This is a genomic window from Pseudoclavibacter sp. AY1H1 (genome assembly GCF_002931055.1).
Classification (GTDB): Bacteria; Actinomycetota; Actinomycetes; order Actinomycetales; family Microbacteriaceae; genus Pseudoclavibacter.
Genome location: NZ_PSXX01000001.1, coordinates 443,948 through 457,543 on the forward strand (window position 1 = coordinate 443,948; position 13,596 = coordinate 457,543).

11 protein-coding genes are annotated in these 13,596 nt (G+C 67.2%); 5 read left to right on the plus strand and 6 right to left on the minus strand.

Going from position 1 to position 13,596, the window contains the following annotated elements:
- Positions 1-3: 3 nt before the first annotated feature.
- Positions 4-192, plus strand: a complete 189-nt coding sequence (locus C5E05_RS02205; RefSeq protein WP_104241367.1) for a hypothetical protein — start codon at positions 4-6, stop codon at positions 190-192.
- A gap of 33 nt (positions 193-225) precedes the next feature.
- On the opposite strand, the gene panB is transcribed toward C5E05_RS02205, so the two are convergent.
- On the minus strand, positions 226-1,053 hold the full coding sequence (gene panB, locus C5E05_RS02210) for a 3-methyl-2-oxobutanoate hydroxymethyltransferase (protein WP_228502331.1): 828 nt from the start codon (positions 1,051-1,053) through the stop codon (positions 226-228).
- A gap of 75 nt (positions 1,054-1,128) precedes the next feature.
- On the opposite strand from panB, the gene glnA (C5E05_RS02215) reads away from it, so the two are divergent.
- Both glnA (C5E05_RS02215) and C5E05_RS02220 read left to right on the plus strand, forming a co-directional pair.
- Positions 1,129-2,466, plus strand: a complete 1,338-nt coding sequence (glnA, locus tag C5E05_RS02215; protein ID WP_104241365.1) for a type I glutamate--ammonia ligase — start codon at positions 1,129-1,131, stop codon at positions 2,464-2,466.
- Positions 2,467-2,469: 3 nt separating this feature from the next.
- Positions 2,470-5,487, plus strand: a complete 3,018-nt coding sequence (locus tag C5E05_RS02220) for a bifunctional [glutamine synthetase] adenylyltransferase/[glutamine synthetase]-adenylyl-L-tyrosine phosphorylase (RefSeq protein WP_104241364.1) — start codon at positions 2,470-2,472, stop codon at positions 5,485-5,487.
- A 57-nt stretch (positions 5,488-5,544) separates the two neighbouring features.
- On the opposite strand, the gene C5E05_RS02225 is transcribed toward C5E05_RS02220, so the two are convergent.
- Positions 5,545-5,871, minus strand: coding sequence for a hypothetical protein (locus tag C5E05_RS02225; RefSeq protein WP_104241363.1), 327 nt, complete (start codon positions 5,869-5,871; stop codon positions 5,545-5,547).
- 134 nt (positions 5,872-6,005) lie between these two features.
- Positions 6,006-7,430, minus strand: coding sequence for a type I glutamate--ammonia ligase (gene glnA, locus C5E05_RS02230; protein WP_068492563.1), 1,425 nt, complete (start codon positions 7,428-7,430; stop codon positions 6,006-6,008).
- A gap of 169 nt (positions 7,431-7,599) precedes the next feature.
- Between glnA (C5E05_RS02230) and C5E05_RS02235 the strand changes: the two genes are divergently transcribed.
- Positions 7,600-8,025: an RDD family protein gene (locus tag C5E05_RS02235; protein WP_104241362.1), complete on the plus strand. Its 426-nt coding sequence runs from the start codon at positions 7,600-7,602 to the stop codon at positions 8,023-8,025.
- Between the two features lie 36 nt (positions 8,026-8,061).
- Here the strand turns inward: C5E05_RS02235 and C5E05_RS02240 are convergent, their stop codons facing one another.
- A complete protein-coding gene (locus C5E05_RS02240) occupies positions 8,062-8,781 on the minus strand; it encodes a DUF4191 domain-containing protein (protein WP_104298719.1) in 720 nt (239 codons plus the stop codon).
- A 116-nt stretch (positions 8,782-8,897) separates the two neighbouring features.
- Between C5E05_RS02240 and C5E05_RS02245 the strand changes: the two genes are divergently transcribed.
- Positions 8,898-10,625, plus strand: a complete 1,728-nt coding sequence (locus C5E05_RS02245) for a hypothetical protein (RefSeq protein ID WP_146081005.1) — start codon at positions 8,898-8,900, stop codon at positions 10,623-10,625.
- Positions 10,626-10,630: 5 nt separating this feature from the next.
- Here the strand turns inward: C5E05_RS02245 and sucB are convergent, their stop codons facing one another.
- On the minus strand, positions 10,631-12,112 hold the full coding sequence (gene sucB / locus C5E05_RS02250; RefSeq protein ID WP_104241359.1) for a 2-oxoglutarate dehydrogenase, E2 component, dihydrolipoamide succinyltransferase: 1,482 nt from the start codon (positions 12,110-12,112) through the stop codon (positions 10,631-10,633).
- Positions 12,113-12,144: 32 nt separating this feature from the next.
- Entirely contained in the window at positions 12,145-13,545 is a 1,401-nt protein-coding gene (gene lpdA / locus C5E05_RS02255; RefSeq protein WP_228496588.1) for a dihydrolipoyl dehydrogenase, read from the minus strand.
- Positions 13,546-13,596 lie beyond the last annotated feature (51 nt).

The following is a 13,596-nucleotide window of genomic DNA, read 5'->3' on the forward strand; positions in this document are numbered from 1 at the left end:
CCTATGACCGATACGCATGCACAGGAATTCTGGTACAACTCGCGCACGGGCGAGGTCGAGGTCGGACGGCAGTCCCTCGGCTCCGAGCTCGTCGGCCCGTTCGCATCCGAGGCAGAGGCGAAGCGCGCCCCTGAGAAGCTTCAGGAGCGCGCGAAGGCCTGGGCTGAGGAAGAGGCCGAAGAGGACCGCTGACCTTCGGCGTCCCTCCTCGTTCTCGAGGCGGCCCTAGCCGGACTGGTCCTCGAAGCTCTCCGCCTCCGAGGGGAACGCGCCTGACTTGACCTCGTCGCGGTAGCTCGATGCGGCGTCGAGGAGGATGCCGCGCAGGTCGGCGTACTTGCGCACGAAGCGCGGCATGCGACCGGTGCCGAGGCCCATCGCGTCGGTCCATACGAGGATCTGGCCGTCGCACTCGGCACCGGCGCCGATGCCGATGGTCGGGATGACGAGCTCCCGCGTGATCTCCGCGGCCAGGACGGCTGGGACCATCTCGAGGACCACGCTGAACGCGCCGGCGTCCTGCACCGCCCGAGCGTCCGCTCGAACTCGCTCCGCCGCGTCGCCTCGGCCCTGCACGACGTGCCCGCCGAGGCCGTGCTCGCTCTGCGGGGTGTAGCCGATGTGGGCCATCACGGGGATCCCGGCCTCGACGATGCGCTTGATAGTGGCCTGCGAACGCACGCCGCCCTCGAGCTTCACCGCCTGCACGCCGGCCTCCTTCATGAACCTGACCGCGGTGTCCAGAGCCTGCTCGGGTCCGCGCTCGTAGCTGCCGAACGGAAGATCTGCGACGACGAGGGCTCGCGACACGCCGCGTGCGACGGAGCGTGCCATGGGAATCAGCTCGTCGACCGTGACGGGCAGCGTCGAGGTCTCACCGAGCACCGTGGTGGCCGCGGAGTCTCCGACGAGGAGCACGTCGATGCCTGCCTCGTCAAACACCGCAGCGGTCATGGCGTCGTAGCTCGTGAGCGCGGTGATGCGCTCGCCGGCGGCCTTGGCCGTCTGAAAGTGTCGAATTCGGACTCGCTTCGGTGCACTGGCCTGAGACATGCAGGCCATCATACGGCGGGGCGGCCTCAGGCCCAGTAGCCTAGGGGGAGGCGCACAACAAGAATTGGAGCCCGAGTGGACAAGCAGCAGGACTTCGTACTCCGCCAGATCGAGGAGCGCGGGATCAAGTTCATCCGCCTGTGGTTTACGGATGTTCTCGGAACACTGAAGTCCGTGGCAATCGCACCGGCGGAGGTGGAGGGTGCCTTCAACGAGGGCATCGGACTCGACGGCTCTGCCGTCGAGGGGTTCACGAGGCGGTCTGAGGCCGACATGCTCCTGCACCCGGATCCGTCGACGTTCCAGATGCTCCCGTGGCGCGGTGAGATCGACCCGACCGCTCGGATGTTCTGCGACATCTCCACTCCGGACGGGCAGCCCTCGGTCACAGACCCGCGACGCGTGCTTCGCCGCGCGCTGGACGTGGCGTCGGCGCAGGGCTTCACCTTCTACGTGCACCCCGAGATCGAGTTCTACCTGCTGAAGTCCGACGAGGCACTCAGCGGCGAGCCGGTGCCGGCAGACAACGCTGGCTACTTCGACAACGTGCCAGGCGGAACCGCTCACGACTTCCGTCGTCGCGCAGTGCGCATCCTGGAAGACCTGGGCATCTCGGTCGAGTACAGCCACCACGAGGCTGGCCCAGGCCAGAACGAGATCGACCTCAGGTTCTCGGATGCGCTCAACACGGCCGACAACGTCATGACGTTCCGCACCGTGGTCAAGGAAGTCGCCATCGAGCAGGGCGTGTACGCCACGTTCATGCCCAAGCCGATGTGGCAGCACCCTGGCAGCGGCATGCACACGCACGTCTCGCTCTTCGAGGGCGACACGAACGTGTTCCACGAGCCGGGCGCCGAGTACCAGCTGTCGAAGATCGGCAGGCACTTCGTCGCGGGTCTCCTCAAGCACGCGCCGGAGATCACGGCTGTGACGAACCAGTTCGTCAACTCCTACAAGCGCATCTGGGGCGGAGACGAGGCCCCGAGCTACGCGTGCTGGGGCCACAACAACAGCTCTGCGCTCGTGCGCATCCCGACCTACAAGCCCAACAAGGGCGGCTCGGCTCGGGTCGAGTACCGCGGCATCGACTCTGCGGCCAACCCGTACCTCGCGTATGCGGTCCTGCTCTCGGCCGGCCTCAAGGGCGTGTCGGAGGAGTACGAGCTCCCGGCCGAGATCGAGGGAGACATCTGGGAGATGTCGCCGCGTGAGCGCAGCGTGCTCGGCTTCGACCCGCTGCCCTCGAGCCTCAACGAGGCCATCGCCATCATGGAGAACTCGGAGCTCGTCGCCGAAACGCTCGGAGAGCAGGTCTTCGCCTACTTCCTCGCGAACAAGCGTGCGGAATGGAAGCAGTACCGCGCTCAGGTGACGCCGTTCGAGCTCGCCTCGAACCTGCACTCCTTGTAAGCCGTGCGCTCTGACGGTCTGCGAACGCGCCTCGCGAGGGCGGGTTTCGCTGCGCCCAGCGAAGCCGAGCCGCGCCTTGTGGAGCTCGCCGAGCTGACCGGGGTGCGGGCAGACGACGTGTTCTCCGTCGTCGACGAGCGCGTCGCCGATCCGGACCAGGCGCTCCAGTGGCTCGTGTATCTCGCGCGGCAGCACCCGAGTGCCGTCGACTCGCTGTTCGCGGAGCGACCCAACGCCAAGACCGTCGTCCGTCTGCTCGGGGCGTCGACAGGCCTGGCCGAGTTCTTCCTGCGCCACCCGCGCACGATGGAGGTCGTGCAGTCCGGCGAGTCCGAGCTGCCGACTCGCGCCGAGCTGCAGCGCCGGATGGCGGCGAGTGTCGGCGTCGACGCCGACCAGGCAGACGCCGACGGCGGATTCGGCATGGCTGTCGCGCAGATCACGGGCTCTGAGGCGATTCGCTCGCTCCGCATCCGCTACCGCACCGAACTGGCCCGCATCACCGCCTTCGACCTGGCCCAGGACGACCAGCGCGGATGCGTCCGCGAGGTGAGTCGTGCTCTTGCCGACCTCGCGGGAGAGACGCTGGATGCCGCGATCATGGTCGCCCGTGCAGAGACCCAGGCGCCACCGAGCGGATTCGGACGCTTCCCTGCCGAGGACGTCGAGTGCGTTCGCCTCTCGGTGATCGGCATGGGCAAGGCCGGCGCCGAGGAGCTCAACTACATCAGCGACGTCGACATCATGTTCGTCGCCGAATCGTCCGATCCGGAGCGCGTCGCTGTCCCGAAGGCCGTCGAGATCGGCACGAGGCTCGCCAGCCTCACGATGCGCGTCATCGACTCGACGGACATCGAGCCAGCGCTCTGGGAGGTGGATGCGAACCTCAGGCCCGAGGGCAAGGACGGCGCCCTGGTGCGCACGATCGACTCGTACGCGCGCTACTACGAGCGGTGGGCGAAGAACTGGGAGTTCCAGGCACTCATCAAGTCCAGGGCCATGGCGGGCGACCTGAGGCTCGGAGAGGAATTCGAGCGCCGCGTCGAGCCGCTGATCTGGGCGAGCGCCAGCCGCGCGGACTTCGTCGACCAGGTACGGGCGATGCGCGAGCGCGTGACCGAGCACATCCCTGCAGAGGAAGTCGATCTGCAGATCAAGCTCGGACCTGGCGGGCTCCGCGATATCGAGTTCACCGTCCAGCTCCTTCAGCTCGTGCATGGTCAGCATGACGAGACCGTGAGGGAACGGTCGACGCTCGCGGCGCTCGAGGCGCTCAGCGAGGGCGGCTACATCGGGCGCGACGACGCGAATCAGTTCTCCTCCGACTACGAGTTCCTTCGCCTGCTCGAGCACCGGATCCAGCTGCGTGCCCTGCGGCGCACGCACCTCATGCCGACGAGCGACATCGAACGTGCCGTCCTGGCTCGCTCGGCGAGCTTCGCGAACTCACGCGAGCTCACCGACGAGTGGCAGCGGGTGAAGCTCCGTGTCCGCGGTCTGCACGAGAAGGTCTTCTATCGCCCACTGCTCTCCGCGGTCGCGGCGCTGCCCACGGAGGGGTTCGCGCTGAGCTCGGACCAGGCGGAGGCTCGCCTGCGCGCCATCGGATTCCTCGACCCGCGGGGCGCGCTCGCGCACATCACTGCGCTCGTGAAGGGGGTGTCCCGCAGAGCGATCATGCAGCGCACGCTGCTGCCGGTGCTCATCGACTGGTTCTCGCAGGGCAGCGACCCCGACAGCGGATTCCTCGCCTTCAGGAAGCTCTCGGAGCGGCTCGGCGACACCGCGTGGTACCTGAGGCTCCTGCGCGACAGCTCGGCGGCGGCCAAGCGGCTCACGCAGCTGCTCTCCGGTTCGAAGTTCGCAGCAGAGTTCTTCGAGCTCTACCCGGAGGCGGTGAAGTGGCTGGACGACGACGCCCAGCTGAAGCCCCGCACCCTCACCGCGCTGCTCGACGAGGTCGCCACCACGATCCGCCGCCACGACGACGAGGTTGCCCTTCGGAGGGCCCTTCGCACGTTCCGTCGGCGCGAGGTCCTGCGCCTGGCCATCGGCGGTCTCCTCAGCCTCATCGACATCAAGCAGACGGGCGCGGGTCTCTCCGACATCGCGACGGCGACGCTCCACGGTGCGTACGACGCGGTCCGACGCATCGACAAGGTCGAGTACCCTCCGTTCGCGATCATCGCCATGGGCCGTTACGGCGGTCGCGAGCTCGGCTTCGGCTCGGATCTCGACGTCCTCTACGTCTTCGAGAAGGGCGACTTCGAGAACCCCGACCTCGCGAGTCGGCGAGCCCTGTCGCTCGTGCACCGGATCGTGGAGTTCACGGCCGACCCGCGCATGCCGATCGACCTGGATGCGGGGCTCCGCCCTGAGGGCAAGTCCGGGCCCCTCGTCCGGTCGCTGTCCGCCTATCGCAGCTACTACGCCCGCTGGTCGCTCGGCTGGGAGACCCAGGCGCTGCTGCGTGCCCACGACGTCGTCGGGGATGCCAACGTGCGTGACCGGTTCATGGACCTCGTCGACGAGGTCCGGTACGGCAAGGAGCTGTCCGAGGACGGCCTTCGCGAGGTACGGCGCATCAAGGCGAGAGTCGAGAACGAGCGGCTGCCGCAGGGAGCGGATCCAACGCGACATCTCAAGCTCGGGCGCGGCTCGCTGAGCGACGTCGAGTGGCTCGCCCAGACCCTGCAGCTGCAGCACGCGACGCATCGCACGTCCCTTCGGACGACATCGACGCTCGGCACCATCGACGCCGCACAGGACGAGGAGCTGCTGACGCCGACCGACGCCAATCAGCTGCGCGACGCCTGGCTGCTGGCCTCGCGGGTGCGCTCGGCGCTGTACCTGGCGACGAACAAGCAGTCCGACCTGCTGCCCCAGGACGGTCCGACGCTCGATGCAGTGGCACGTGCACTGGGCTACGCGCCGGGCTCGGGCCCGCACCTCGAGGACGACTACCTCGGGGAGACCCGCCGCGCTCGTCGCGTCTTCGAGCGACTCTTCTACGGCGAGTAGCCGCCCGCTCCTTGCTCCGTCAGACGCGGACGAGAGCGAGGACTGAGAGCCTTCGACTTAGGACTGCGCGGACTGCTGCTCGATGATGGCGCGCTCGAGGCTGTCGGCGATCAGGACCGCGTCGAGGCCGGACTGCCTGCCGATGCCGACGGCGTGCTGGGCCTCGTGCGAGGCGAGTGCCTGCAACGCGGACTTCGGCGTCGTGAACTCGTGGGCGAGGAGCTCGTCGATGGCACTGTCGACGTCCGCGTTGTGCCGGTGCCAGTCCTCGCTCTGCGGCTCGGACGAGAGCCGACGGACGGCCGCGGCGTGGATGCTCGCGGCGAGCCGCTTGTGGTGGTCGATCGCGGCCAGAGCCTGCTCGTGGAGTTCTGCTTCATCCATCCACCCAGCCTGCCATGCCGTCCAGCGCCTACCTGGAAGGCACGGAGGTGCCGGCGTGCACATCGCCACGCGCAAAACGCCCGGCCCGCCTCGCAGAGTGCGAGACAGGCCGGGCGTGGAGCTACCGCGACGAGTTAGACGCCGTAGTAGAGCTCGAACTCGTACGGGTGCGGGCGCTGCGCGAGCGGCTGCACTTCGTTGACCGTCTTGTAGTTGATCCAGTTCTCGATGAGCTCCGGCGTGAAGACGTTGCCCTTGGTGAGGTACTCGTGGTCAGCCTCGAGAGCTGCGAGCGCCTCAGGCAGCGAGGTGGCGAGCTGCGGGATGCTCTTCGCCTCTTCCGGGGGAAGCTCGTAGAGGTCCTTGTCGACGGGCTCGTGCGGCTCGATGCGGTTCTGGATACCGTCGAGGCCGGCCATGAGCTGGGCCGCGAACGCGAGGTACGGGTTGGCCGAGGCGTCCGGTGCGCGGAACTCGATGCGCTTCGCCTTCGGGTTGGAGCCCGTGATCGGGATGCGGATCGCAGCCGAGCGGTTTCCTGCCGAGTAGACCAGGTTGATGGGAGCCTCGAAGCCCTTCACCAGGCGGTGGTAGGAGTTCGTCGTCGGGTTGGTGAACGCCGCGAGCGAGTTGGCGTGCGCAAGCAGACCGCCGATGTACCAGCGAGCCGTGTCGGAGAGCGAACCGTAGCCGGCCTCGTCGTAGAAGAGCGGCTCGCCGTCCTTCCAGAGCGACTGGTGCGTGTGCATGCCCGAGCCGTTGTCGTTGTAGAGCGGCTTCGGCATGAACGTGGCCGACTTGCCCCACTGCTCAGCGGTGTTCTTGACGATGTACTTGAACTTCAGGATGTCATCTGCAGCGCTGACCATCGTGTCGAAGCGGTAGTTGATCTCCTGCTGCCCGCCGGTGCCCACCTCGTGGTGCGAGCGCTCGAGGATGAAACCAGCCTCGATGAGCTTGAGCGTGATGTCGTCGCGCAGGTCTGCCGTCTTGTCGACGGGGGAGACGGGGAAGTAGCCACCCTTGAACGGCGTCTTGTTGCCGAGGTTGCCGCCCTCTTCTTCGCGGCCGGAGTTCCAGGCGCCCTCTTCGGAGTCGACCGAGTAGAAGCTCTGGTTCGACGTCACGGAGTAGCGCACGTCGTCGAAGATGTAGAACTCGGCCTCGGGAGCGAAGAACGCTGTGTCGGCGATGCCCGTCGAGGACAGGTAGTCGACAGCCTTCTTCGCGACCTGGCGCGGGTCGCGGTGGTAGATCTCACCGGTGCGCGGGTTGTAGATGTCGAAGACCATGATCAGGGTCTTGGCGTCACGGAACGGGTCGAGGTACGCGGTCGTCACGTCGGGGATGAGCTGCATGTCCGACTCGTGGATCGACGCGAAACCGCGGATCGAGGAGCCGTCGAAGAGCTGGCCGACGGAGAAGAACTCCTCGTCGACGGTCGACGCGGGGATGTTGAAGTGCTGCTGCACACCCGGGAGGTCGGTGAAGCGGATGTCGAGGAACTTGACATCGTTATCGGCGATATAGGCGAGGACTTCAGACGGTTCTTTGAACATGGCTTCTCCGGGTCGTGTCGAAGGTGTTGGCGGACGGGGTCCTGTCACAAGCTAACCACTCGCTGTTGCCCCTTGGTCACTGTTATGTTTCGTGCACGTTACGCAGAGCGTGATATGCAGGGGCGATCGGGCACCGAGGAGGCTCGGATTGCGAAGGTAAACTGTCCGGATGCCCGCACAGTCAAGCAGTCCGGAGTTCGCACGCCCGGAGAACAACCGCTACCCGGGCTACCGCCTCGGCTACCCCGAGGAAGGGCGAGGCTCGATTGGGCCCATGCGCCGACGCATCCCCGCCCTCATCGTGGACTACGCCCTCGCTGCCGGCGTCGCGTTCCTCTTCTTCGACTACGAGTCGATCGCGATCCTGCTCCTCTTCTTCTCCATGAGCTCCGTGGGCATCATGCTCTTCGGGGGTTCGGCGGGACACCTGCTGTTCCGGATGCGCGTGACCAGACTCGATGGCTCAGCCCCCGGCTACGTGCGTCCCCTCATCCGCCAGCTCCTCGTGACGCTCGTGCTGCCCATGCTCGTCTGGGACAGCGACCAGCGCGGCGGCCACGACATCATGACAAAACTCGCCCTGCGGCTCGTGTAGAGCGACAGGGCGAGTCTCTGGCGGGGATGCTGCGGATCAGCGCATCTGCGAACGCGACGAGCGCATCCGCATCGGGTCAATGCCCTTGGGGATCGGAAGCGCGTTGCTGCCGAGCGCCTTGAGTCGGCTCGTCACGGCGACGATCTCCGGCTTGGTGAGCTTCTTCGGGAGCTTGTTGAGGGTCTTGCGGACCTTGACGAGCTTCACGTCGTCGGCGCCCGTCCCCACGTGGAAGTGGTGGATGGGCACGTTCGGCAGGATTCGCGCGGTCTTGCGGCGCTCGTCGTCGAGCAGTCGCTTGGTGCCGGACTTGCTGCCCTCGGTGAGGATGACAACGCCGGGCTTGCCGATCGCACGGTAGACCGCATCCTGCGTCTTCGCGTTGAAGGCGACCGGCATCTCGCTGGTCTGCCAGGTTCCGCGCATGGCGCTGGTGAGCACCTGGCCGGTTGCACCGGCGCGCCCTTCGAGTTGCCCGAAGGCCACCCGCTCGGCGCGCCAGTTCAGCGTGAACATGAAGAGGAGCACGCCGACCATGAGGCCGAGGATCATCGTGAGGATCCAGATGAGCGCGTTCGATCCAGGCAGGAAGATGCTCACGAGCGCTGCGATGATCAGGGGGACGAGCACGGCAGCGGCCATGATCCAAGGTGCGGTCTTGTCGTACTTGACCGTCATCTTGAGGACTTGCCAGATCTGCTTGAAGCGACCTGGTTCTTTTTCCGCTGCTGCGCTGGCTTGTGGAGAGTTCGCCATAGTGCATCCAGAATACCGGCACTTCACCCCGTATTCACATTCGGACTCGTGACGACTTCTCCACAGACGATGAAGCTGGTGCACTCCGCTGGTGTGGGGACCGTCAGACTCCCGTTGTGCGAGCCAGAAATCTGCCGGGAACCGACCGCCTCGACCGCCCCGAGTGCTTCGACGTCGTGGGCTGGCGGGTCGTCGAGGTGCTCGACGATACCGGCGCCTGGCATCGCCTCCTGGCGGTGTCGAGGGAGCAGGCGGCACCGGATGAGGAGGAATGGCTCTCCGGGGCAGCAGGCGTCTCGCAACCGCAGCTTCCTGCCGCAGCTCTCAACGGCACGGTTGAGCTTGTCGTGGAGGTCGAGGCGAGCGGGGGACCGACGCTCACCGAGCTCTGCGAGGTCTTCGACGAGGTCAGCGCCCCGAGCATCCCCGTGCTGCTCGACATTGGTCTGACGGATCGCCGAGAGGCCGTGGCGGTACTCGAGGCGACGATCGGATCCAGCGTGGGGGAGCTGCTCGACCGGCCATACCCCCTCGCGACCGGTGAGATCGTGACGATCCTCGCCCCGCTCGCCGAGACGCTCGCCGAGCTTCACCGAGCGGGCCTCGCTCTCGGCGGCTTGGGCCTCGAGGACGTTCGGCTCACCGCTCAGGGGCGACCCGTCGTCAAGAGGTGGGACACGCTGTCACGCCTCGAGGGGTTCGACGACCGGCTGCAGCCCGGCATCGTCCGCGACTGGAAGGCCTTCGAGGGCTTCGCCGATCTGGTCCTCGCGCAGCTGCCGACCGAGCTCGAGCTGCCGGCGGCACTCGAGCGCGAACTCGACAGGTGCTTGAGCGGTGATGTGGATGCTGAGCTGCCCGAGCGCCTGCTCGACGCGCTCTTCGCCTGGCACGATGCAAGTGACATCCAGGACCCGGCTGCGGGAGAGCGCTCTCCACGTCGGGCCTTGCTGGCGCATGAGTCGACGCTGCCGCACGTGGCTCCGGCTACCGGCGGGCACGATGACTTCGATCCTGCGGGTGCCGACACACGCCGCTTGACCAGTTCGCTGCTCGACGGCGATGACGACGACGCAGGCGGGGACTTCGCCGAGGCAGGCGCTGCAGGCAGAGACGTCCGCCTCGGGCACTCCGTGCGGGCCCGAGGGGAAGCCAGACGTCGAGATCGCCCCGAGGCTCCCGATCAGCGGGCGTCTCGCGATGGGCGGAGCAGGAGGCGGCAGCGGGCGCGTCGGCAGCCCGGTTTCCTGCGCCGCACGCTGGGCACCATCAGGCTGCCTTTTCGCATCGCGGCAGCTGCCGCAGTGGTCCTGTGCATCTGCGCCGCGACGCTGGGGGTGCTCGGTGAGGCACCTGGTGGGGGAGAGGATTCGGCTCCGAGCGTGCCAACGAGCGATGCTCGGCCCGCCCAGACCGCTGAGTCGGGCCCTCCGAGCTCCGGGAACCCGCCGGTGAACGAGACGATGCCCGTCGCCGACTCAGCTGGGGCCCCTGACTGGCGCGCACGCGCCATGGCGGACGATCCGACCGTCGCCGTGCTGGCCCTGGTCGAGCGGCGGGCCGAGTGCCTTGCCAGCGAGACCGCCGGTTGTCTCGAGGAGGTGTACCAGAGTGACGCGCCGGGCCTGCACGCGGACCTCGCCCGCGGTGGGGGCGCAGCAGACCAGCTCGCGGGACTGACAGCGGCGACACTCAGGGATCGCTACGGCGACCTCGTCGTGGTGGATCTGTGGCCGGCGGACGCGATCCAGGCCGCAGAGACACCACCGGCCTCCCTCACGATTGCTCGTGGGGAGGCCGGCTGGCGTCTGCGGGATGTCCGAGGAGCGGCAGCTCCTCAGTGACGGCTCTAGAGTCCGAGCTGTCCTTCGAACGCGCCCTCTTCGAGGCGGTTCTTCACCTGCGAGAGGAAGCGAGCCGCGTCGGCACCGTCGATGATGCGGTGGTCGTAGCTCAGCGCGAGGAAGACCAGTGAGCGAATCGCGATGGACTCCTGGCCGTCTGCCGTCTTCACGACAGCGGGACGCTTCGCGACGATCCCGGTCCCGAGGATCGCGCTCTGCGGGAGGAAGACGACGGGCGTGTCGAACAGCGCGCCGCGCGAGCCCGTGTTCGTGACCGTGAACGTTCCGCCGGCAAGCTCGTCCGGGAGCAGCTTGTTGTCACGCGTGCGCTCGGCGAGGTCAGCGATCTGGCCTGCGAGGCCGGCGATGTCGAACTGCGACGCCTTCTTGATGACCGGCGTGAGCAGGCCGCGCTCGGTGTCGACCGCCATGGCGATGTTCTCGGACTCCGGGTAGACGATGGAGTCTCCGTCGACCGTGGAGTTGATGATCGGGAAGCTCTGGAGCGCTTCTGCCGCCGCGAGGGTGAAGAACGGCAGGAACGAGAGCTTGTTGCCCGTCTTCGCGTGGAAGTCGCCCTTGACGCGGTCACGCAGCTGCGCGATGCGAGTCACGTCGACCTCGACGACCGTCGTGAGCTGGGCCGTCGAGTTCATCGAAGCGACAGCGCGCTCGGCAACGACCTTGCGGAGACGCGACATCTTCGCCGTCGTGCCACGCAGCTCGGAGACCTCGAACGGAGTGGGCTCGCCGGGGGTGCCGGCCGAGGCTGCCGCTGCCGGAGCTGCGGACTTGCTCGACTCAGCGAAGGCGACGACGTCTTCCTTGCGGATGCGCCCGCCGACTCCGGTGCCCTGGACCTTCGAGAGGTCGACGCCAGCGTCTGCCGCGAGCTTGCGAACGAGCGGCGTGACGTAGCGGGGGTCGGAGCTCGAGGCGGCCTGCGCCGTCTCACCAGCCTGCTTGGGCTGCGAAGGCTGCTTGGGCTGCGCCGGCGGCTTCGGAGCGGAAGCGGACTGCTGCGCCGTCTGCGCGGCAGGGGTCGCGGCCTGCTTGGCGGGAGCCTCAGACGTCGTCTCCTTCTCGGGAGCCGGCTCTGCGTAGCCCTCGTCTTCCTTGTCTGCAGGGGCTTCTTCGGCCTCGGGAGCCGCGGCGGGCTGCGAGGTCGACTCGGCTGCTTCCTCGACCTCGGGCTCGGCCTGAGCCTCTTCGGCCGCAGGAGCGCTGTCGTCGGAGGACGACGCGCCGGAGCCGTCGCCGAGGCGAGCGAGCACTGCGCCGACCTCGACGGTCTCGTCTTCGCCAACGAGGATCTCCTCGAGGACGCCGGCGATGGGCGACGGGATCTCGGTGTCGACCTTGTCCGTCGAGACCTCGAGCAGTGGCTCGTCGACCTCGACGGTGTCGCCGACGCTCTTCAGCCAGCGGGTGACGGTTCCTTCGGTGACACTCTCGCCGAGTGCCGGGAGCGTTACGTCTTCGCTCATGATGTGGGTTCTCCTTGAGTGGTTCTGGCTGGTCAGAGGGCGTGCAGCGGGACTCCGGCGAGCAGACGCGCTGCCTCGCCGATCGTCTCACCCTGCGTCGGGTGGGCGTGGATGAGGTGCGCGACGTCCTCTGGGTAGGCCTCCCAGTTGACGATGAGCTGAGCTTCGCTCACGAGCTCGCCGACGCGGCCGCCGATCATGTGGACACCGACGATCGGGCCGTCGTTGACGCGCACGAGCTTGACGGTGCCGCTTGTGCCGAGGATCGAGCTCTTCGCGTTGCCCGCGAGGTTGTACTCGGCCGTGGAGATGGCGTCGTCGCCGAACTTCTCCTTCGCCTTCGCCTCGGAGTAGCCGACGGATGCGATCTCCGGGTCGGAGTACGTGATCTTCGGGATGTTGATGTCCTCGACCTGCACGGGGTTGAGGCCGGCGATCTGCTCGGCGACGAAGATGCCGTGCTGGTAGCTGCGGTGCGCGAGCTGAAGGCCGGGAACGATGTCGCCGATGGCGTAGACGCCGGGGACGTTGGTCTGCAGCGTCTCGTCGACGGGCACGAAGCCGCGGTCCGTCGTGACGCCGACCTCTTCGAGGCCGATGCCGTCGGTCACGGGGCCGCGACCGACCGCGACGAGGAGCAGGTCGGCGTCGAGCACGTCGCCCGACTCGAGCTCGACGTGCACGCCGTACTCGTCCTGCGTGACGCCCTTGAAGCGGACGCCGAGCTTGAAGTCGATGCCACGCTTCTTGTAGGCGCGCTCGAGCTGCTTGGAGACGGACTCCTCTTCAGCGGGAGCGAGGTGCTTGAGGCCCTCGACGATCGTGACCTCGACGCCGAACGAGCGCCAGACGCTGGCGAACTCCAGGCCGATGACGCCGCCGCCGAGGATGACGACGCGGTTCGGGAGCCACTCGAGCTCGAGCGCCTGCTCGCTCGTGATGACGTTGCCCGAGATCTCGAGGCCCGGCAGCGAACGCGAGAAGGACCCGGTTGCGAGGACGACGTTCTTGCCCGTGAGCGTGTCGTCCCCGACCTGGACGGTCGTAGGGGAGACGAGCTTGCCCTCTCCCTGGAAGACGGTGACGCCCTTGGCCTTCAGGAGGCCCTGGAGGCCCTTGAACTTGCTGGCGACGATTCCCTCGCGGAAGGCGTTGACCTTCACGATGTCGACGCCCTGGAACTCGGTGAGCACGCCGACCGATGATGCCTCGTGTGCGTTGTCGGCAAGCTCTGCCGCGTGGAGCATGGCCTTGGTAGGCACGCAGCCACGGTGGAGGCAGGTGCCTCCGAGCTTGTCCTTCTCAACCAGAGCGACGGTTGAGCCCAGCTGAACGGCGCGGATAGCTGCGGCGTATCCCGCACTTCCTCCGCCAAGGACGACGAGGTCGAAATTGTGTTCTGACACCCGGAAAACTCCCTCAATGGAATTCATAGAGAAGCGGCGGCCGGTTTCTGGTCGCCACGCGCGGCGAAATTACCCCTC